This is a genomic window from Candidatus Methanoperedens nitratireducens, assembly GCF_000685155.1.
Taxonomy (GTDB): domain Archaea; phylum Halobacteriota; class Methanosarcinia; order Methanosarcinales; family Methanoperedenaceae; genus Methanoperedens; species Methanoperedens nitratireducens.
The window spans coordinates 667218-688526 of the sequence record NZ_JMIY01000001.1 but is presented as its reverse complement, the minus strand read 5'-3'; the positions used below and the strand labels follow the sequence as shown (position 1 = coordinate 688526).

The following is a 21309-nucleotide window of genomic DNA, read 5'->3' as shown; positions in this document are numbered from 1 at the left end:
TATATCAACTCTTAACTTTGAAGAAACAAGGAATTGTATAGCGGTAGCTATCGAAGAAAGATCAAAAATTTACAAAAAAGTGGTTAAAAAGGCATGAGTAACAATACAATATATCCAAATGTCAGAAAAAATGCCATCATTGCATTTATCTGGGTGAGAAAACAAAGTTAATCAAAATCCTCTATAGTATAATAATGATTAGCATAATATAATTGAGGGGATATAGGCAGGTGAAGGTACGAGAAGTATTGCAATCGTTATCATTGCTCTTACAATCAGCATCTCGATGCTTGGCTGTATAGAAGAGAGATCGAAAGGTTATAATGAAACTGGCTATCCAGATAGATATTTTGAGCATCCAAAGCTTGGTTGGTATATTAACAAAACATATTATATATACGAAACTCAGGGAATCGATGCAGCAAAGGCATACTATTCACATGACTCAAATGTAATTCTGGAGAGGGACAGCATTAAAGTGAGAATTATAGCCAAAGAAGAGGTAAATCAGACCAATCTTAATGTTTTAACGTCGCTTGGAATAAATATAATTACAGTATCTTCGACCCATATAGGAGCATTTGTTCCGATTCCAAAAATTCGTGATCTGGGGGAGCAGGAGTTTATTAGAGTTATATATCCTGACGTCAGGCCACGTCCACAGAATTCATAAGGAAAATAAGGAGGTATAAAAAATGAGAAAAATGATAGTATATATAACGGTAACGTTAGTAATGTTTTTAAGTGTCGGTATAACTACTGCTGCATCAGGAGAGGTTAAAAGTGCTGTATTTGGACCAGTTACTTATGAACGAACCACTGGCTCTCCGGATTTATTTGAGGCTGACTTCACAGTTCCAAGTCCAGATGATAACTTTACACTATATATTAAAAATGGAAACAGGAAAAACAGAGTAAGCAGCGCAATAATTACACTTAATGATAATGTTATTGTAGGGCAGAATGAATTCAACCAGCAGGTCGAGTTCATAAACAAATCCATAAAACTTAGACCTCACAACGTACTTCAGGTAAAATTGAACAGCAATCCTTCGCAGACTCTGACAATCTGGATCGAAGGAGAGTATCTTGGCCCTGTGGTTGATATACTATTTCCGATAGATAATACTTCTTTGCCAGTTACAGTTCCTCTTGATGGCTCTCAAGTTATTTTAAATACGACCGTTATCGGAACAATCCAAGGCCAAAATATAACAACAGCCACTCTTAAAGTCAACAATTATACTTTTACGATACCTGTTATTAATGGTAGTATTAGCCATAATATCACACTAATAGAGGGATTGAACAAGATAATGGTCAATGCCGTAGATTCTGCTGGAAATGTTGGAAGTAGATCCATTCAGGTTCTTGTACAGAATACAAACATGGATCTAGATATACCCTTGCCTCCGCCAAGTCCTTATCAAAATAAAAAACTGGGCACTGCTTTAAATTATACAGCCTATCTTTATGAGACCCAAGGAATGGATGCTGCACGCTCTTTCATAGCATCAGGTCATACTATAATAGAAGGAGATAACATAAGTTCCAGGATCGTAATAAAAGAATTTAATCAAATGAATCTGGATATTTTGGTATCACTGGGGATTAATATAACATATATTGATGGAAACATGCTGTATACCTGGACTCCGATCCAAAAAATTCGTGATCTGGAAGAGATTGAATTCGTGGAAATGATATATCTCGACTCGAAACCAGTTCCCCAATCTATAATAGAAGGCGATGCATAATCGGTTCGGATAAAGTTAGAAGGCTCGGCTTTACCGGGCTGAGACCTGATGGCTCGCGTGTGAAAATCGCCGTAATTGATGGTGGATCGCTACACGAAGCTAAAGTAATGGATGTTATTCGCTCAATTTCACCCGATGCCCAAATAACCAATTATAGCGGGAACTGGCTAAAAGGAATAGAAAATGCCAGAGGAGATGCAGTGGATATAATTTCAGTATCCTTAGCAGCACCGCACTTGAGGTTAGATGATGATAATAGGGATCTATATGAGCAAATAAAATTTTCAAGACAAAATGGGACTTTATATATAAACTCTGCCGGGAATTACGCCAACCTACATTACATGGGTACATTCCAGGATAGCGATAATGATGGAATGCATGAATTCTCAACTGGTTTATGGAGAGATGAGACGTTAGATGTTAAACTCTCTAAAATTCTTGATGGTAATATTTCTACATACCTATACTTAGACCCACAGGATGCAGATAAACTTGATATACGAGCTGGTGGAATCGAGTTAATTCCAGTTCTGAATCTGCTATATCCTGTAATTTTTGAAAATCCATCAAAGTTAGGGAATGATGGAGTCAAATGGGTAGAAATTTCAACCAACCGCTCAATCTCAGACATATATTTTTTAGTAACCAACGCCACAGGCTATAATTCTTCAGATGTAATTGGCACACCATTCCACATCTTTGTATATCCTGAGGCTAAAGAAATTCCTTTAATAAATATAAAAGTAGATGGGCAGCACCGATGGATAGATCACCCTGTTCAAGAATCCAGTATTTCAGCACCTGGGACAAGTAAATACTCTTTCACTGTAGGAGCAACATATTCTAATCTGGTCAAATCATATTCTGATAAAGTGGCATTTCTGGCCGCTGTAAGCGGGATAATACCTGGTCAGATCCCTCCAGCATTAGCAATAATACTTGATTCGCTTGCCATCGGGGACACTTTCCCTCAGGATGACCTTGCATATTTCAGCAGCCAGGGCCCGGTATATGATGCCGCAGGCAACAGTATAATCAAGCCGGATATAGTTGCCCCTACCTTTGTATCTACAGATAACGGTATTTTCGGAGGTACATCTGCCTCGGCCCCTCATGTTGCTGGCGCTGCTGCTCTATTGCTGAGTGCAAACCCGAATCTTACCGCTGACCAGGTACAGCAGGTTATTGAGGAGAGCGCAGTAGACCTTGGAGAGGCGGGCAAGGATAATAAATACGGCGCAGGAAGAATAGACATATACGAGGCAGTGAAAAGGGTAACACCTGATCTCGAGCCATCTAATATCCAGGTTATTCCAGATATTGTGACAAAAGGACAGAATATTACTTTAAAAGCCGATGTTCGCAATACAGGATACTGGGATGCTCAGAACATAGAGATGCAGTTCCTTAAAAATGGTACCATTATTAACGCTTCTATAATACCTGTATTAAAAGCCGGGAATATGGTAACAATAGAAACAAAATGGGTACCTGATAACCTTGGTTCGTATAATATCTCTGTAAGCGTTGATCCGGGAAACAGGGTTCCAGAATCCAATAAGAGCAATAACTATGTGAGCAGAATTGTAACAATAGTTCCACTGCCTGATTTTGTAATGTCTCCTATAACCCTTTCCACTGAAAGACCAGTTGCTTATACACCCTTCTATGCCTATGCCTCTATCTACAATGAAGGCACTGATACCGATACTCTTTATTACGTCTATGTGACCGCTACCCTGAACAGTGCTCAAGCATCCGCCTGGGTACCTGTATTCTCAGGAGGGCGCACAGATCTGAGTGTAGAGATTACCTGGTACCCAGGTACCTATACACTGACGCTAACTGCAGACCCACTTGATTACATCAGGGAGATCGATGAGACAAACAATGCTGCAAGTAAGACATTCACTATCTTTCCTTCTCTGACGATCTCAAGCGCAGAGCAGAGGAACGCCTCGCTGAACATCAGTTATAAGGAGACAAAAGGCCTGCAGAAGAAATAGATACCAGGATGGTGGCCCGGCGCCACCAATTATTACTACAGGATTTTAGCAAACTTTTAAAAACATTCTCTCATATTAGAGACCATCCGCCAATTCAGATGCTGTAAATGTATGAGTCCATCCGGATGGCACTATATAAGTAGTATAAACACCAAGGGGGAACCATGACCCACTACCTTGGCGAGTTATTACTGTACTGGTGTCCTTCCTGCAACCTCCCCGTACTTGGGGAAACCTGCGCCTGCACAGCCAGTACAAAGAAGATCGAGATAACCCCTCCAGGTGATATCAGACCGGCTTTTAAGTACGATATTGATCTTATCAACAGGACTACCGAGAGACAGTTCGGTGTAAAATTAATCCCTGAAGGTAAGCTTGTAGTCCTGAACAAGGCACCGTATGAGGACAGGATGGATGAGGTGGTCTTTGATGGTGCAATCATGGGCTCAATTCGTTTTGAACTTGAGAAGATGGAATGGGTATTCATTCCAAGGCTTGAGGGAGCAAGGCTGCTTACAGGGGGTAGAAAATGGGTAATTGTTGATGAAGGAGCAGTTGATTTTATTATAAAAGGTGCCTCAGTGCTTGCACCCGGGGTTAATGATGCTGATATAAGTATCATAGAGGGCGACGAGGTCATTGTGCTTACGCCGCACAAAGAGGTCATTGCAACAGGCAGGGCAAGAATGAGCGCAGAGCGAATGCTCACCCATGAAAAGGGCATTGCTGTGAAAACACGCTGGAACGGGAAACCTGTGCCTGTGGAACAACACACGGGACAGAAAAGAACCTGGGATGACGCTGTGGCTGCAAATATGCATATATTGAAAAAATTCGAGGAGAAAGCGCATAGTTTCATAAAGAACGTGATCAAGACCTCTAACAGACCGGTGAGCGTATCATACTCTGGTGGAAAGGATAGTCTTGCCACCCTGCTTCTTGTTCGCGATGCAGTTCCAGATTTCGATATACTTTTTGCTGATACGGGCCTTGAGTTCCAGGAGACTATCGATAATGTAAAACAGATAGCACAGGAGCTCTCTTTGCCTCTTAGATCCCATTCCTCTGGCGATTCATTCTGGCAATCCATAGATAATTTCGGACCGCCCACAGTAGAGGCAAGATGGTGCTGCAAGGTCTGCAAACTCGGGGCGATAGCGCAGTTAATCGAGAATAACTATGAGGATGGCTGCCTTACATTTATAGGACAGCGAAAATACGAAAGCGAAATAAGGGCAAACAGCGAGCACATCTGGAGAAATCCATGGGTGGGCAACCAGATAGGAGCTACCCCTATCCAGAACTGGACAGCACTGCATGTATGGTTATATCTTTTCTGGAAAAAAGCAAAATACAATCCTCTATATGAGGAGGGTTTTGACAGGATCGGGTGCTGGCTGTGCCCTTCAGCAAGCATGGCAGATTTTTCACGTCTGGCAGAGGTTCACCATGAGTTAAGTGAGAAGCTTGAAAGATATCTTCGTGAATATGCCGCCCGGAGTGGATTACCTGATGCATGGGTAACATACGGCTTCTGGCGCTGGCAGGTTCTTCCAAAGTCGATAAGATCGATCGCAGAAAAGATGGGTATTGATACTGTCCCAAAACCTGAGAAAAAACCAGTTCATTTTGCCATGACAGTGGGCTACAGGCCATGCAAAGCAGGCGGAATAACAGCAGAGGGCAGCTTCGGTACGTCCCTGAATCTCCCGGAGGTCTCAGAGACAGGACTGCTCAGGGTAATCGGAAGTACAAATTCCATTGATGGGGTAATTCTTACACAGCGAGGGGAGGAGAATGTGCATGTATATGCGAGCGGTACAGTGGTGGCAAGGGGTAGGGATGAGAAAAACACAAGACAATTAATTGAACTTGCAGAAAAAACTATATGGCGCGCCCTATCATGTACAGGATGCGGGGTATGTGTGGGCCAGTGTAAAGAGCGTGCAATCAGCATCAACGGCACAGCAAGAATCAACGAGAGATGTACACACTGCGGAAAATGCATCCGGGCATGTCCTGTGGTGAAGTTCGGTTCAGTTATTTAAATACGTGCGGTAATTAAGAATCAATGATACATATTCTCGAAGGCACGGCATTTATAGATAATCTGGATGAATTCCTGCATAAGATCAAGAAAATAAGTAAAGAGAGAAATATAACCATACAGGCACTTGATGCCGATAAACTGGCAGGCGAGAAGCATATCAGGTTCGCGGTAGAAAAAGCAATAAACTCATTCAAAACAGGCAGAAATATAGCAAACGATCTTGATAAAGAAATAATGCTCTATGCCTCAGGAACACGGCAGATAAATAGAGCGATTAGGCTTGGAGTACATAAGGGGGAAAATAACATTGTCCTGGTTGCAGTCGGGGAAGATCATGCAATACCAGGACTTGATGAACTATTTAATGAAATAAAACCCGTACATGTGCTTCAGTACAATGAATCCAAGAAAAAAGCAATCATGCAGGCCTTCGGTATCACTAAAGAAGAAATAGAAGCTGTGGGTAATGAGAAAATCCCTGAATTTGTATTAGAGAGGGTCGCACTCGTAGATGTGATTAAGTAGTACAATGACGATTTGAATAAATAAGTATATAAAGTGCTACACCACAAACGAAACTTTAATAACCATATAATTACGTTCAGATAACCACGCTCCGATAGTGTAGCACGGCCAATCATGTCAGACTCTCACTCTGACGACTGGGGTTCAAATCCCCATCGGAGCATTTTGTTATTAGTACGAATCCTGCCTTCGTCCTGCTATACAAAGACATATTAGAGTAAAATGACATTTATTTTCAGGATTCACCAACCATTTGCAGCACAATCTTTCTTGTCTTTTCGATCCTATCAAAGTTTATATAAACTATCTGCTGCCAGGTTCCAAGGGTCAATCTTTTTTCAACAAAAGGAACTGTAAGGCTTGGACCAATGAAAGTTGATCTTAGATGCGAGCCTCCATTGTAATCACCCCATGTTCTGTGATGGTGGTAGTTCCTGTCTAATGGTATCAGCGTATCAAGAGTTTCTGAAATATCTTTTGAAAGGTTCGACTCGAATTCCATGGTTGTTATTGCTCCAGTGGAGCCAATGCAAAAGATCGTGACCGTTCCATTTTTTATTTTTGAATTTTTAACAGCATCCGAGACTTTTTCAGTAATATCAACAATCCCACAATCCTCTTTACCAGTGACTGAAATCTCTTTTGTTTCTACAGGCATGAAATAATATAGGTGGATCGGATAAATATATTCTTGTATATCTCTATGTTACAGGCATTATTAACTTTAGCATCGCAACAATGACCGCTACAGCCAGCAAAGGGATTATAGCAACTGAAAGAGCTGCACTTAACCAGGAGAGTATGATATACAGATATAGAATGTTGATCCCGAAGTAGTTCAATGCATAGATCGCTGCCACAATAATAATTAGACCTGGAAGCATGCTAATGATATCGGTTCTACTGGGCGCTGCACCAGCTCCCAGCGTCAGTGCGAGGTAAAGAAAAACATATGTTCTCCAGTTCAAATAATCCAGGCCCGTGATAAAAGAAAGAGTTCCCTCGAGTAAAAATCTTGTTTCTATAAATATGTCAAAAGAACCTGGTGGGGAATCAAAATGCACTCCAAAGTAGCGGCTTATAAGCAGCAGTATTGCCGGACATCCGATCAATGGGGCAACTGATATAGCAGCATTTCCAATGAAAGGTATCTTTGGAGCAGTATGTTCTATGTATCCAAGGGTGTTCCCTGATGGCATAACGCTGAAATCTGTTATGCGTGCACCCATGAGCAAAGCAACCACTGCGTGACTGGATTCGTGTACTATTGTTCCTGGCAGCATAAGAACAACGTACAGAGTTTTCGATACTGACGACAGGGAACAATGTAAGTATCCTGAGATCAGATAAAGCGCAATTGCCAGGAGTAGTATGATATACATATTTAGTTGTACCAGTCAAGCATATGCATGACCTTGATAAATCGTTTTTTGTTCATTGTGGTTCTCTTTTCAGTATAGTTTTTGGCTAATAAAAGCATGCGGCTGGATATAGCCTTCTGGTTGGAGCGCAGAAGCTTTTGACAAATATCATCTCCCTGATACGGTTCGCCACAGGAAAGAGCAGTGTGCTTGAGCCTTTCCCTGAGACAATAAACCAGCGGTTTGAGAGGGGCGGAGCTGTGAGGCCGTATTAACTGTTCGGCGAGGAATTGGATAATATCACAGGCAATGTATCGCCATGTCTTATTTTAACTATCAGCCAGCCTTCAAGGACAGACTCAAGTTCCTTATGGCACTCAAAAATAACAATGAAAAAGACGATTATGCGATGTATATTGAACTTTTTCATACCAGAGCGCAAAGCCCGGCAATATTTACGACCGGCTGTGGAGAAGCAGCATCAATATAGAACACGGATGACACGGATCAGACAGGTTTTCGCGGGTTTTTTTAAAATTACCGATATTTTCAATCTGTGCGCGCCCGTGTCATCCGTGTAGTCCGTGTTCTATCGCAAAATTCATCTGGCGCGTCTGCGTTTATCTGCGGCCAATATTTAGTAAAAAGATGCTGGACTTCGCGGAAAATCAATACAAACATGCTAGGGACACTTATTTTATTTAACTGTCAAAGTTAGGTAGTATAGTGGGCAGTATGGATAGGATAGGAGGTGGAAATGGTTAAAAAAGATTTTTACCTGCCCACTATTTGTTCGTATATATACGAATAAAGTACTTAAAGCTAACTGAAGCAGAAGTATCTACCCTTTCGTTCCTTCAGCCCTCCTCTGCAGCCAGTTCTACAAAAAAATTAACAAATGTTTTAAAACTGCCATGAATTATGATAATACAGCCGATAGCCATTACAATTATGCCTATCAATATAGTCACTATGTCAGGCTCCCTTCTCGCCATACCAATGCCGATAAGTATGATAATCCCTCCAGTTATCCACCATAATATCAGGTAGACTATCATTTTAAACACAACCATCAGAGGTTTTATCCAGCGGGCCATACTACCATCCAGCTTTTATTGAGACCAATTTATTTCTAATTTCATTCCAGTAACAGTCTATTCCAGCCATGGCCACAGTTCTAAATTAAATTTGATACATAAAAACCCAGTATTATGAAAACCCCCCTTCCTCCGAGACGGGGGATGAGAACTATGGAGAGGATAATAAAAAAAACAATCGAGACAGATATTGATGAGAACATAAAATTAAATAGGTTTATCTGTCCTATGAGGAACCCGATATAAAGATATACGATAACTTCCAGTATCTTAATCATCTACTCCCTCCCATCTCATAATAATTAATAATATCATTTTCGTCTCTCACCGGATTAACATCTTGCTATGGCTGCTTTTGTTCTGTTCCCTTTGAGCAGATCAATTAAAAAGACTTTTACATAATGGCATATTAACAGGTATGGTAGTAAATGCCATATAACAACAGGTTGCTAAAAACAATAATTACAATCCTTCTTATATTACTGATCAGCTCATCTTCTTTTTTATATTTGAGCATTAAGGAAATAAAAACGAAGGATGAAACTGTCAGCTCCCTGAAAGATCTCACAGAGAAACAAAAAGAGAGGATATCAGAACTTGAAAGAAGTAATGATAATTTGCAGCTTAATCTATCCAGGAAAGAGGAGTTATTGAAGAACGAGACACAAACAAGACAGAGATACGAGGAAGAGCTCATCAACCTCGCAATGGTCGCTAAAAGCGAATCATGGGTCCTGGCACTGGATGATAATGATAAAGGCAACTTGATCCCGCTTGAGATTATAATAAAAAGTGGAAGAGGGGATCTTTTTCTTAATGTGGCCAACGTACTGTTCGATGAGACACTCCAGTCATCAGCTCAGACTGCGATCAAGGTCGCACGTGAGGTCACAGGAACAAGCCTGGTTGATAAGGATGTATTAATTTATATAAAAGCCCCTGTTGATACACGGGACACGACAGTCTCAGGCGGGAGCGCTGGCAGTGCCATCACCCTGGCCGCAATAGCCGCAATGCAGGGTAAAACACTGAGAGATGATGTATTAATCACTGGATCGATAAGAGAAGATCACTCAATCGGGAGGATAGGAGGGGCAAAAGAAAAAGCGCTGGCTGCAAAACAATACGGTGCAGTGCTGTTTCTTGTACCCACCGGGCAGAAAAGTGAAGTGGGAGAGATCGGGATTGAAATCATGGAAGTTAGAACTATAGAGGATGCTGCACGGTATTCCATACAGTCGTCTTGATCAGGGACATGCGCAAGCTTCATTTATCTATAGAACATTAAATCCTTAGATGAAGATTTTAGAAGGCTACCGAGCGTTTTTTGATAGATCCGATGACCCGAATCTCAAAGCTTCGAGAAAAAAGGACGGTATGTTTTTCATTTTTCGCTCAATAGATGCATGGAAGGAAGAAAAATGCAAGGATGAGGATGTTCCTGTAAAAGAACTTATCCTGGATGAGTTTAAAAAAAACAGGTTCATTGCCCACCCTTAATCTTTATAGTTAATTATATATATCCAGAGATACACGGGATAGCCAAAAACGAGGAAATTAATGGGCACTGTAAGAACTGCTATCCCAGGGCTTGATGAATTAATCGAAGGAGGTTATATCGAGAACGATATAATCCTTGTGACCGGTGGACCAGGGGCAGGTAAAACCACATTGGGTATACAATACCTGGTCGGGGGAGCAACGAATTTTAATGAGCCCGGAGTACTCGTTGTTATGGACGGAACACCGGAAAGAATAATCAGGGACTCATGGAGATTTGGCTGGGATATTGAGAAACTCATATCACAGAAGAAAATTAAAATAATATATGCAAACCCGTTCAAATACACAAAGTTTACAAAAACGCCAGAGGACAGAACCCCATGTGTTATCGTTGCAAGTAAAAATATCGCCGATACCCTCAGGCAAATTCAAATCGAAGTTGAAGAAATACAAGCAAAAAGACTGTTCATCGATTCCATAACATCCCTTAAATTAGCTGTAGACAGAACAGATGTCAGGCAGATCGTATCTGAATTGATCAAAAATCTTGAATATCTTGATTGTACTACCCTTATGACCAGCGAGATGCATAGTGCACAGTCATTCAGCATTGAAGAATATCTCTCATCAGGTGTTATCAGGCTGCATATATTCAGGGCAGGAGGATGCCGGCTTCGAGCAATAGAAATATTAAAGATGAGGGGCGTCAAGCATGATGAGAGCCTGCACCCATATGAGATTCAGGAAAGAGGTATAGTCGTTCATTCAACTGAAACCGTGATGAATGATAAGATTAGCCTTTTTGATAATATGGGCTGGTAATCTGGAGCAAGATAACATCGAGGATTGATATGGACCCAAGTTATGATGAGATAGTCAGGAAATTCGAGAGGTATGTATTCCAGACCTACACACGCCAGCCTCTGGCAATAAAAAGAGCAAGGGGAGCTGTTGTGACAGATATCAGTGGAAAAGATTACATAGACTGTGTGGCCGGGATTGCTGTGAATAATGTAGGCCACTGTCATCCTGCAGTTGTTGGTGCTATAAAACACCAGGCCGGGCAGTTAATACATGTATCCAACCTCTATTACACTGAAGAACAGGCAGTTCTTGCTGAGGAGCTTGTCAATCTGACAGGGATGGACAGGGTGTTTTTTTGTAACTCAGGAGCAGAAGCAGTTGAGGGAGCATTAAAACTTGCACGCAAAGCCTCGGGTAAAAAAGAGTTCATCGCGGCAGAACATGCTTTTCACGGAAGGACACGGGGTGCACTCAGTGTTACGCATAAAGAGAAATACCGCAAACCTTTTGAGCCGCTCTCACCCGCTGTATTCGTCCCGTATAATGATACTGATGCCATCCGGGCGGCTATAACTAAAGAAACAGCAGGCGTTATCCTTGAGCCGATACAGGGTGAAGGCGGGGTGATAGTACCTTCTGATGATTATCTCAAAGAAGTGCGGGAGATCTGCGATGAGACAGATACACTATTGATACTGGATGAGGTACAGACTGGCTTTGGAAGGACAGGAAAATGGTTCGCTAAAGAGCACTTCGGTATCAGGGGTGATATAATGACAGTGGCTAAAGCCATGGGAGGAGGGTTCCCGATGGGCGCAATGCTTGCTTGTGAGGATATAGCTGTAAAATTCGAGCGCGGCGATCATGCCTCGACCTTTGGTGGAAATGCGCTTTCCTGTGCTGCAGCACTTGCGAATATAGAAGTAATTAAGAACGAAGGACTTGTTGAGAGATCAAGAGAACTGGGTGAATACCTCATTAATAAGCTCAATGCCCTGGATAAGAGCTATATCAGAGAGATCCGGGGTAAAGGATTGATTGTAGGTATGGAACTCTCAATTAAATGTGATGATATCGTTAATAAGGCAAGAGACAGAGGCGTGCTGCTCAACTGTACATCAGAATCAGTGCTTCGCTTTATCCCGCCTCTTACTATCACGAAAGAGCAACTGGACAGGGTGGTGGAAGTACTTAATGGGATTTGATACACTGCTTCGACCTGCTGTAAGAGATATTGAGGAGTATGTGCCCGGGAAATCCATCGAGGAGATAGCCAGAAAATATGGACTCGATCCTGCCGGGATAATCAAACTGGGATCGAATGAGAACCCGCTCGGACCTTCACCCCGCGCCGTGGCTGCTATCAGAGAAAAAGCAGAGAGAATTCACATATATCCACCTTCAGATGCACTTGAGTTAAGAAGTGCAATATCAGGCAGCACAGGCTACAAGGTTGATAATATCGTAGTATCAGGAAACGGCATGGATGGAATACTTGATACAGTGATGAGGCTCTTCATGTCGCAGGGAGCAGAAACAATAATCCCGCTGCCTACTTTCTCTTATTATGATATCGCAACACTTGCAAATGGCGGGAAGCCAGTATTTGTAGAGAGAGATGCGAATTTTAAGATCAGATATCAGGATATCCTCGATAAAGTAAATAACAATACAAGGATGATCTTCCTCTGTTCGCCTAATAATCCGTCAGGAAATGTTACAAGTGAAGAGGAGGTGCGGCAGATCCTTGAATCGGTTAATGCAATTGTGTTCATTGATGAAGCTTATGTGGACTTCGCACAAACAAATCTTGCAGGACTGGTGAGAGAATATGAGAATATAGTAATCGGGCGCACGTTCTCTAAGGTATTCGGTCTTGCAGGGATGCGCCTGGGTTATGCACTCGTACCCGAATGGCTCTCCAGGGAATACATGAAAGTCATGACTCCGTTCTCTGTTGATGTACTATCGCTTGAAGCCGGTATTGCAGCGCTGAACGACAAAGAGCACCTGAAGATGAGCATCGAGACCGTAAGAAAAGGACGCATACAGCTTACAAGAGGGCTTGAACCATACTGTAAAGTATATCCCTCTGAGGCGAATTTTATCCTGATAGATGTGTCACCCCATACAGCAACCGGGATCTCAGAATCGCTCTTAAAAAGGGGCATAATAGTGCGTGACTGCACATCGTTCAGGGGCGCAGGAAGATCTCTGATACGGATAAGCGTGGGCACTCAAGAGCAGAACCAGAAGGTCATAGATACTCTGCAGGGTATCGGTTTATGATAATATCTCTTACAGGCACACCAGGTACTGGAAAAACCACTGTCTGCGGGTTAATACAATCCCAATACAGCGAGCAATATCATGTTATCGACCTGAATAAACTCATTATTGGTGAGAAGCTCTACACAGGAAAGGATGAGATGCGGGATTGCTATACTGCTGATCTTGAAAAGCTGGAAGAGCGGGTGAAGCAGATAATCGATAAAACACCAGAAGGTAAGGACATCCTCATGGAAGGCCATCTCTCGCATCTTCTGCCTGCTGATGCTATTATCGTGCTCAGGGCATCACCTGCAACTCTAAGAGAGCGTCTTATTAAAAAGGGCTATTCCTCTGAAAAGGTAAAGGAAAATGTAAATGCTGAGGCACTGGACGTAATACTTGTAGAGTCTGTGCAAAAAAGCAGCAGTGTCTATGAGATTAATACTACTGATATGATACCCCGGGCCATTGTAGAAGCAATTATTTTTATAATAGAGTCCTTGAGAGATAGAAAAATACCGGCCGGGTTTCTACCTGGAGAGATTAACTGGATAGATCAGGTAGAGCTATAGTATTACCAGGAGCTCTAATATAGTAGTACTCTAAATTTTTTCCAGTTCAGTCGGCAACTTTATATAACCCAAAAGCTAAACTACCAATCATTATCACCATGATAAATTAATGCGAAGTGAATAATAATGGATAAGGATAGAAAAACTAATGGATCTGGCTGTCCACAAACCTTTGTCTGCACTTTCTGCAAGCAGGAGTTTGTGTCAATGAACTCTATATTCAATCATATGAGCGAGATGCACTACTCTGCTCAAGATATATATAAAAGTAGAAAATAGTTTATAATTATATTTAATATCGTGATTTAATATATTCTGTCTGCTCTGGTAGTTACCAAGACTACTGTAAACATGACGATAACCGATAGTTTAAAGTAGTAGATAGTATAAAAGAGGACAATTCTGTTAGCCGTAGGAGATATTTAATCGAATACTACGGGAGGAATCTTAGTGGAACACGACAAAATACTAGATGCTGTAAAACAAGCTTTGGAAAAATCGCCACAGCGTAAATTCTCAGAGAGTATTGATCTAGCGATAAACCTTAAGAATCTTGATATGAACCAGCCGCAGAACAGGATGGATGAAGAGATTATCCTGCCGAACGGTCCTGGAAAGACGATAAAGATTGCGGTATTCGCTAAAGGTGAAACTGCCCAGAGGGCAAAAGGCGCAGGAGCTGATTATGTCTTCGACCCGGATGAGATCAGTGTCCTTGGGGAAGATAAATCAAGAGCAAAATCGCTTGCTGATGAAGTCAACTTCTTTATAGCTGAAGCTGCACTCATGCCTGCAATCGGTAAAACCCTTGGTCAGGTACTCGGACCGAGGGGAAAAATGCCCATACCCCTGACACCGGATAAGGATGTTGTTCAGCTAATCAATAGATCCAGGAATGCCATAAAAGTGAGATCCAAGGATAAGATGACATTCCATATCCCGGTTGGAAGAAAGGATATGGACCCTGTGAAAATATCAGAGAATATCGAGGCGATAGTAAATCGTATCGAACACAGGTACGAACGTGGTCTATACAACGTAAGATCAGTGTATGTCAAGACTACTATGGGGCCATCGGTAAAGGTGATCTAAATGGCAGCAGAGACTAAACATCACAGTACTCACATCCCTCAATGGAAAAAGGATGAGATCGAGGATATAAAGAAATTGATATCAGCCCATTCTGCAGTAGGCATTGTTGGAGTTCATGGAATCCCATCAAGCCAGCTTCAATTAATGCGCAAAAATCTGCGCGGTATGGCAGATGTTAAGGTATGCAGGAATAACCTTATCTACCGTGCACTGGAAACATCATCTGATGATGTCAAACAGATGAATAAGTATGTAGAAGACCAGACCGCTTTATTATTCAGTAACGAGGATCCCTTTAAATTATACAGGATTTTAGAGAAGGGCAGAGCATCCGCACCTATAAAAGCCGGGGGAATAGCACCAAGGGATATTGTTGTCCAGAAAGGTCCTACCTCTTTTCCACCTGGGCCAATAGTAGGAGAACTGCAAAGTTCAGGGATCCCGGCAGGCATAGAAGGCGGAAAAGTCGTAATCAGGGAAACAAGGACCGTAGCTAAAAAAGGTGACGTGGTCAATGCTAAACTCGCATCAATCCTTGCCCGCCTTGAGATTCAACCAGTAGAACTGGGTCTTGATCTTCGGGCAGTCTATGAAAAAGGCATAATATATGAATCTGAGATACTGGCGATTGATGAAACTAAATACATTGGCGATATAACCCAGGCGGTTCAGAGGGCATTTAATTTATCTATCAATGCGGCATATCCGTCAAAAGCCACGATCGGCACCCTGCTTGCAAAAGCAGCGTCGGAATCAAGAAATCTCGCTATAAATGCTGAGATAATAATGCCCGACTTTATAGGAGAATTACTTGCAAAAGCGAATACTCAGATGCTATCCCTTGCCCAGGTTGCATCACAGAAAGATGCAAATGCTATTAGTAATAAGTTAAGGGAGACGCTCCTGACTTCACCAAAAGAAGAAAAGGAACCTGAAGTTGTGGCGGCAAAAGAAGAGAAGACGGAAGAACATAAGAAGAAAGAAGAAGATGAAACAGCTATTGCAGCGGGCCTTGGTTCGCTGTTTGATTAAGTTTAATAAAAGGTGATCAAAATGGAATACGTATATGCAGCGCTGCTATTACACAGCGCAGGAAAGAAAGTTACAGAAGAAGGAATTGCTGATGTGATTAAGGCAGCAGGTCTGGAAGTTGATGTGGTAAGAGCAAAAGCCCTTGTTTCAGCTCTTGAAGGTGTCAATATCGAAGAGGCAATCTCAAAGGCTGCATTTGCAGCTCCAGCTCCGACTGCAGCACCTGCGGCTCCTGCCAAGGTAGAAGAGGCACCGAAGGAGGAGAAGAAGGAAGAAGAGGGGAAAGAAAAAGCTGAAGAGAGCGGAATGGAAGGACTCGGAGCGTTATTCGGCTGAGAACCAGCATTCCTCTTCTTTTTTATATTCTATTATTTTACAAGTTTTAACGCTGTTTTTAAGTCGATAGGTTTGATAAAACAGATACCCTGAATAACCCTGATTTTAGCTCTTCTATGTTGAATTTCACATCAAGGAACTGTTCTGTTACCCATATACTGGTCTTTGTGTGAAGGGTAATGGTTCTTGTTGTAAAAGAGCCGCCTCCAGCCAGTGCTATATAAGGGATTAACTGATCTGCAAGATAGATATCTACCCCTGCGCCGGATTTAAGTTCAGCAAGTATTGATTCTGCCGCACTGCTGCCTACTTTTTCAGCTCTTAAGCCAGGTCTGCCAAGAGCAGTCCCTCCGGCTGTACCGCACCATAATGTCAGGCCGCTTCCGGTTGATGGTTGTTCATTTACCTCAAGTGATATCTTCGCAGGATATCCTGCCTCGCGCAGTATTTTCTCAGCCGATGAAGCCTGCCGCTCAGTCACATGAGGCGGCAGACCAGATGAATGGGAGATCCCCTCAATGATAGCGCATTGATTCATATCAAAACTCCTGTCTCTTAATACCGAGGGATTGATAATAGCCTCAACATTCCCTCCTCCGCGCGGATAATAGCCCCTGCGTATAACATTAATCCCGCAATCATATCCCATACGAGAAAGTGCACCCAGTGTGACGAATCTCATGTAATCAATGGACGGTGACCAGGACACGTCTGTTCCGCCGGTAATACTTACTCTTACAGGCTGTGGCGCAAGCATGGCAGCAGGCATAAGACACTGGAGAAGAAGGGATATACTGCCGGCAGTGCCGATATCAAATTCATATGCGCCTCCTTTTATTTTTCCGGGCTTAAAACTCAACCGGGTGGAATGAAGTGAGCAGCCCTCCATCTCTGCTTCACAGATGGATGCAACGCTCTCCACGGCTTTTACATGCTGCGCCGCAAGTCCTGGTTTTGGCCGCTTTTTCCTGATATTATATATTTCAACCGGTTTTCCAGTAACCGCAGAAAGCGCTACTGCTGTTCTTAAGATCTGGCCCCCGCCTTCACCATAAGACCCATCCAGCTTCATAAACCCATTATCCATCTGTCCGCTCATAAGCCTTATTGTTAAGTAGCGATATTTATCGACTATGGTACCGGTATGTATAGCAGGTATGGCTCTCAATAGATCAATAGTAGCGTCTATAGGGAAGAATCCTGTCGATTCTGCAACTAAAGCAAAAAAGCTGGGTGCAGATATTATTGAGATCAGGCTTGATCTTCTGGAGATTGATATGGATATGCGCCTGATACTTCAGGATCTGGGGAAAACAGGATTGCCCGTTATTATTACCAACAGAATGAAGCAGGAGGGGGGCGCATGGTCGGGTGGCGAAGCCGAGCGCATCCTGGCATTGATCTCCCTGTTACCTCTTGCCGATGCGGTAGATATAGAATTGTGCGCAGAGAACAGGGATGCTGTTGTTAAAGAAGCTAAAAGTGCCGGGAAGATGGTTATAATATCCACGCATGATTTTAAAAGAACTCCGGGTTCTGAGGATATGGTGGAGATCATAAACGAATCCTTTGATTCAGGCGCTGATATCGCAAAGCTTGCCGTAACGCCGAACTCGCTTGAGGATGTGCTGCGGTTGTTCGATGTTACCCTGCATGCTAAAGATGCGGTGTGTACGATAGCCATGGGTGAGATAGGCAGGCACTCGCGCGTTATTGCGCCGATCTACGGCTCTATCATGACCTACGGATATGTTGAGAGCGCAACAGCCCCCGGGCAGCTCAGGGTGGATGAGATACGGTCGATATTGAAGAAAATAGCTTGAGTGAGATCATGAAGAGAATATACATTCGGATAATCGGGTTCATAATGTGTATTCCATTTATATATGCACTGTATTTTTGTACAGTCACTCAACCCACACTACTAATTATACCATGTATCCTGGGTGGCTCAACTTTAGCACCCTACGTGGTTATTGCATTAGCTATCGGTCTTTACCTCCTGATTACAGGTTAAAGCAGACATAAAAAAATTAATTGAAAAAATCTGATAAGGGTTTGTAGTAAAAATAGCAGCCATAATTTAACTATGAGTTAGAGCTATTATTGAGATCAAGTAGAGTGGCTTCAAAGAGTGGTTCGAGATAGGTAACAATTGAAGAGGTGATAATTCATTCCTGATTGGCCAGTCATCTGATTAGCCGTTTAGCCCTGCATTTTAACCCATTTTCCCGATTCATCTTTTTTATACTCCTTTTCAACCGCGGCCCATGCTACTTTGAACGCAACTTCCTCGCTCGATTGTTTCTGGCCGCCTCTTCTTTTCTCAGGCTCTTTGTACTGCTCCCATGCATTGTTGAACGCCTCCATGAATATGTGCTGTGCATGCTCTGGTAGGTTATTGCGGACTCGTTCAGGTAAATCTTTTAAACTGTTATAGTATGGCATTTGCTCCACTCCCAATTATCTTTTAGTTTAAAGCCTTTTGATATCCTAAATCAGGATTTAACTCCCATTAGACTTTAACATAATTATCATTAATATCCGGTCTATAAAAGGACTATGGTACGTTCTATACCTTAACATGAGAAAATACCAGACGAAAACCGAACTTCAAACCCACAGCTGAAAACATCTGTGATAAAAATAAAGTATATCTGTTGGTAAGCTGTAACTATCAGTATATACACAAATCAGTGTATATAAAGTAAAGAGTGGGTAGAAGAATATGACAAAATATGTAGTTGAATCAACGCACACTCCTGAAGAGTGTTTGCAGGCGCTTGATAAAATGCTTGAGAAAGGAGAAGATGTACTTAAACAATTCGCTTTTGGGTGCAAATCTGGTGAACATACAGGCTGGGCATATATAGATGCAGATAGCAAAGAAGAGGCATTGAAAATAGTACCAGAATTTTTAAGAGATAAAGCGTGTATCCATGAAGTCAGCATATTTACTCCCGAAGAAATAAGAGCGGCTCACGAAAAAGTATAATTTTTTTTCTTTTTTTTCATTAAAATTACTTGAAATTTTTCTTAATTTATAGCCTCTTGCCATTTCACCCCGGCTATCCTATAATTAAACCACCCTATCACCTTAACTCACTTATAAAAATAATCCGTAAACAAATCTTAAAAACAAATAGACCACCAACAACCAAATTAAAATAATAATTGCAGCAATATGAAGTATTGCTCCTCGACCGTATGAACATCAGAATTAATATCAGGATGCGGGGGATGGGATTCGAACCCACGAACTCCTGCGAGACAGGATCTTAAGTCCTGCGTAATTTATGGCGTAAGATTTATTGGTAAGCAAGCTAATCTAAGCACATGAAATATGCACCCGAGTTCACAACCGATATTGCAGGAAAGAATGTAGATATAGTGAAAAATTACAGGCGCGCTCTTGAACTGCAGCAGCTTGGTAAGCTTACAGTTAATGGTTATCTCTGGAAGATATACACACTTCTGGAATACTTCAAGTTCAAGCCCGCAAGTGAGATCACAAAAGATGATATTCAGGACTACATCATTCACAGGCGCAATAATAACAAGCAGCGCACCGTGAACGGTGATATCATTGCTCTCAGGAAGTTCTATGACTGGCTGAAACCGGGTAATGATTACTTCTCAGATATCAAAGTGAGGCAGCCGAAGAACTATTTACCTGTCGAGCAGCTTATCACGCCAGAAGATGTCAAAAAGCTGATCAGCACATGTAAGAGCCAGAGGGACCGCGCTATTATCATGCTGCTGTGGGATTCTGGATGCAGGTTGAATGAAGTCCTGAGCCGGAACATTAACCACATACAGCCTGACGAACATGGCGCCACAATGATAGTGAGCGGCAAGACAGGAATGCGTAAGATCAGGTTAATAGATTCTCTACCTGACATTAGGCTGTGGCTTAATCAGCATCCGCTAAAAAATAATCCAGATGCACCGCTGTTTGTCACAGAAAGGCGCTATGACCACAAAGAAGCTAAAGTCACGGCTGAGCGCAGGGTAGATCAGCGCACGGTCCAGAACATGCTTAAAACTGTGAGTAAATTAGCAGGGATCAACAAAAACGTTCACCCTCATGCGCTCAGACACGGCAGGCTTACTTTTTTCGTAAAACAGGGCTTCCTGGAGTCAGAGCTAAGGATCCTTGCAGGCTGGGAGAAAGAAAGCGGCATGCCTGCTACCTATGTTCATCTTGCAGGCGGTGATGTTGATCGGAAGCTCCTGGCTAAGAACGGCCTGATCACGGATGATGAAGAACTGATATTCAAGACTCTTAAGCCAGGGAAGTGCCCGCGCTGCACTGCCGAGAACCCTGTAGATGCTAAATTCTGCAGTGTCTGCGGGTTGGTACTCAATAAGAGTGCTGCAAAGGAGATTGAAGAAAAGAGCCAGACCATCCCTGAATTGTTTGCACTGCTGCAGAAGGACCCTGAAATCCAGAGATTACTTGCCAAGCACTTACAGGCATGAATTTTCTCGTCAAAAACATAACCTGTCGAGCGTGTTTAGCTTTAAAGAGCTTATATTACACCTGTAATACAAAGAAACGTTTAAAAAGCTTAGTTTTTGAATTAGAGGGCTATACATGGCAATAGTAAGTAAATAATTAAATAGTTAAACACGTATTATTACAGTGGAGGAAACATGAAATATACACGAACAATTCAAGCGCAGCACGGGTCGTATGTCTCCGTTTTACCGAAGCCCCTTGTAGAGTTGATGGAGCTTCGGGCCGGCGACAAAATCGTATTCAGGCTGCTAAAAAATGGGAAGAAGATTGTGGTTGCGCCGGTCAAGCCTGCCAAGACCAAGGCCGATGCAACACACGCAAATCACGTGGATGTGACCGCGGATGATATATTACCCTTGTAATATCATAAACTTTTGC

25 protein-coding genes and 1 tRNA gene are annotated in these 21309 nt (G+C 42.3%); 20 read left to right on the top strand and 6 right to left on the bottom strand.

The features are described 5' to 3' along the window. Positions 1-286 precede the first annotated feature (286 nt). The 6 genes from ANME2D_RS03590 to ANME2D_RS03565 all read left to right on the top strand — a co-directional run bounded on the left by ANME2D_RS03590 (position 287) and on the right by ANME2D_RS03565 (position 6504). Positions 287-673: a hypothetical protein gene (locus ANME2D_RS03590; protein ID WP_048089151.1), complete on the top strand. Its 387-nt coding sequence runs from the start codon at positions 287-289 to the stop codon at positions 671-673. A gap of 22 nt (positions 674-695) precedes the next feature. After that, positions 696-1757, top strand: coding sequence for a hypothetical protein (locus ANME2D_RS03585; RefSeq protein ID WP_048089150.1), 1062 nt, complete (start codon positions 696-698; stop codon positions 1755-1757). A 59-nt stretch (positions 1758-1816) separates the two neighbouring features. Then, positions 1817-3766, top strand: coding sequence for a CARDB domain-containing protein (locus ANME2D_RS03580; RefSeq protein ID WP_157833945.1), 1950 nt, complete (start codon positions 1817-1819; stop codon positions 3764-3766). Between the two features lie 164 nt (positions 3767-3930). After that, positions 3931-5814 (top strand): phosphoadenosine phosphosulfate reductase domain-containing protein, encoded by a 1884-nt coding sequence (locus ANME2D_RS03575; protein WP_048089148.1) that lies wholly within the window; start codon positions 3931-3933, stop codon positions 5812-5814. Positions 5815-5837: 23 nt separating this feature from the next. After that, positions 5838-6341, top strand: a complete 504-nt coding sequence (gene cgi121 / locus ANME2D_RS03570; protein WP_048089147.1) for a KEOPS complex subunit Cgi121 — start codon at positions 5838-5840, stop codon at positions 6339-6341. A gap of 88 nt (positions 6342-6429) precedes the next feature. After that, positions 6430-6504, top strand: a tRNA-Glu gene (locus tag ANME2D_RS03565). Between the two features lie 72 nt (positions 6505-6576). Here the strand turns inward: ANME2D_RS03565 and ANME2D_RS03560 are convergent. Both ANME2D_RS03560 and ANME2D_RS03555 read right to left on the bottom strand, forming a co-directional pair. Then, complete coding sequence (locus tag ANME2D_RS03560) at positions 6577-6999, bottom strand: secondary thiamine-phosphate synthase enzyme YjbQ (RefSeq protein WP_048089146.1); 423 nt, start codon at positions 6997-6999, stop codon at positions 6577-6579. A gap of 43 nt (positions 7000-7042) precedes the next feature. Then, positions 7043-7723: a M50 family metallopeptidase gene (locus ANME2D_RS03555; RefSeq protein ID WP_157833944.1), complete on the bottom strand. Its 681-nt coding sequence runs from the start codon at positions 7721-7723 to the stop codon at positions 7043-7045. Between the two features lie 137 nt (positions 7724-7860). On the opposite strand from ANME2D_RS03555, the gene ANME2D_RS17250 reads away from it, so the two are divergent. Next, a complete protein-coding gene (locus tag ANME2D_RS17250; protein WP_157833943.1) occupies positions 7861-7977 on the top strand; it encodes a type I restriction-modification enzyme R subunit C-terminal domain-containing protein in 117 nt (38 codons plus the stop codon). Here the strand turns inward: ANME2D_RS17250 and ANME2D_RS18970 are convergent. After that, the gene (locus tag ANME2D_RS18970; protein ID WP_394295687.1) at positions 7974-8132 is read right to left on the bottom strand and encodes a hypothetical protein; all 159 of its coding nucleotides are present in this window, start codon (positions 8130-8132) and stop codon (positions 7974-7976) included. The two genes, ANME2D_RS17250 and ANME2D_RS18970, sit on opposite strands and share 4 nt — an antisense overlap. Positions 8133-8559: 427 nt before the next feature. Further along, positions 8560-8760 (bottom strand): hypothetical protein, encoded by a 201-nt coding sequence (locus ANME2D_RS03550; RefSeq protein ID WP_157833941.1) that lies wholly within the window; start codon positions 8758-8760, stop codon positions 8560-8562. Positions 8761-9308: 548 nt separating this feature from the next. Here ANME2D_RS03550 and ANME2D_RS03540 point away from each other — a divergent pair. The 9 genes from ANME2D_RS03540 (at position 9309) to rpl12p (ending at position 16409) form a co-directional block, all read left to right on the top strand. Further along, on the top strand, positions 9309-10046 hold the full coding sequence (locus tag ANME2D_RS03540; protein WP_157833940.1) for a S16 family serine protease: 738 nt from the start codon (positions 9309-9311) through the stop codon (positions 10044-10046). A gap of 49 nt (positions 10047-10095) precedes the next feature. Continuing rightward, positions 10096-10299 carry a hypothetical protein gene (locus ANME2D_RS03535; protein ID WP_048089141.1) on the top strand — a complete coding sequence of 68 codons (204 nt, stop codon included), beginning with the start codon at positions 10096-10098 and terminating at the stop codon, positions 10297-10299. A gap of 60 nt (positions 10300-10359) precedes the next feature. Then, positions 10360-11124, top strand: coding sequence for an RAD55 family ATPase (locus ANME2D_RS03530; RefSeq protein ID WP_048089140.1), 765 nt, complete (start codon positions 10360-10362; stop codon positions 11122-11124). A 29-nt stretch (positions 11125-11153) separates the two neighbouring features. Further along, positions 11154-12311 (top strand): acetylornithine transaminase, encoded by a 1158-nt coding sequence (locus ANME2D_RS03525; protein ID WP_048089139.1) that lies wholly within the window; start codon positions 11154-11156, stop codon positions 12309-12311. After that, a complete protein-coding gene (hisC, locus tag ANME2D_RS03520; protein WP_048089138.1) occupies positions 12301-13395 on the top strand; it encodes a histidinol-phosphate transaminase in 1095 nt (364 codons plus the stop codon). The genes ANME2D_RS03525 and hisC overlap by 11 nt, the downstream gene beginning before the upstream one ends. Then, entirely contained in the window at positions 13392-13949 is a 558-nt protein-coding gene (locus ANME2D_RS03515; protein WP_048089137.1) for an adenylate kinase family protein, read from the top strand. Before hisC ends, ANME2D_RS03515 begins: the two co-directional genes overlap by 4 nt. A gap of 450 nt (positions 13950-14399) precedes the next feature. Next, on the top strand, positions 14400-15041 hold the full coding sequence (locus ANME2D_RS03510; RefSeq protein WP_048089136.1) for a 50S ribosomal protein L1: 642 nt from the start codon (positions 14400-14402) through the stop codon (positions 15039-15041). After that, positions 15042-16073: a 50S ribosomal protein L10 gene (locus ANME2D_RS03505; protein ID WP_048089135.1), complete on the top strand. Its 1032-nt coding sequence runs from the start codon at positions 15042-15044 to the stop codon at positions 16071-16073. It begins immediately after the preceding gene. A gap of 21 nt (positions 16074-16094) precedes the next feature. Continuing rightward, on the top strand, positions 16095-16409 hold the full coding sequence (gene rpl12p / locus ANME2D_RS03500; RefSeq protein ID WP_048089134.1) for a 50S ribosomal protein P1: 315 nt from the start codon (positions 16095-16097) through the stop codon (positions 16407-16409). 58 nt (positions 16410-16467) lie between these two features. Here the strand turns inward: rpl12p and rtcA are convergent, their stop codons facing one another. Next, a complete protein-coding gene (gene rtcA, locus ANME2D_RS03495) occupies positions 16468-17508 on the bottom strand; it encodes an RNA 3'-terminal phosphate cyclase (RefSeq protein ID WP_241763297.1) in 1041 nt (346 codons plus the stop codon). A gap of 34 nt (positions 17509-17542) precedes the next feature. Here rtcA and aroD point away from each other — a divergent pair, with 34 nt between their 5' ends. Then, positions 17543-18232 carry a type I 3-dehydroquinate dehydratase gene (gene aroD, locus ANME2D_RS03490; RefSeq protein WP_048089133.1) on the top strand — a complete coding sequence of 230 codons (690 nt, stop codon included), beginning with the start codon at positions 17543-17545 and terminating at the stop codon, positions 18230-18232. 382 nt (positions 18233-18614) lie between these two features. Here the strand turns inward: aroD and ANME2D_RS03485 are convergent, their stop codons facing one another. Next, positions 18615-18857: a ChaB family protein gene (locus ANME2D_RS03485; RefSeq protein WP_048089132.1), complete on the bottom strand. Its 243-nt coding sequence runs from the start codon at positions 18855-18857 to the stop codon at positions 18615-18617. A gap of 280 nt (positions 18858-19137) precedes the next feature. Here ANME2D_RS03485 and ANME2D_RS03480 point away from each other — a divergent pair, with 280 nt between their 5' ends. From ANME2D_RS03480 to ANME2D_RS03470, 3 genes are all read left to right on the top strand, one after another. Then, on the top strand, positions 19138-19404 hold the full coding sequence (locus tag ANME2D_RS03480) for a hypothetical protein (protein WP_048089131.1): 267 nt from the start codon (positions 19138-19140) through the stop codon (positions 19402-19404). A gap of 341 nt (positions 19405-19745) precedes the next feature. Then, positions 19746-20891: a site-specific integrase gene (locus tag ANME2D_RS03475; protein WP_048089130.1), complete on the top strand. Its 1146-nt coding sequence runs from the start codon at positions 19746-19748 to the stop codon at positions 20889-20891. A 174-nt stretch (positions 20892-21065) separates the two neighbouring features. Then, positions 21066-21293, top strand: a complete 228-nt coding sequence (locus tag ANME2D_RS03470; protein WP_048089129.1) for an AbrB/MazE/SpoVT family DNA-binding domain-containing protein — start codon at positions 21066-21068, stop codon at positions 21291-21293. Positions 21294-21309: the final 16 nt, after the last annotated feature.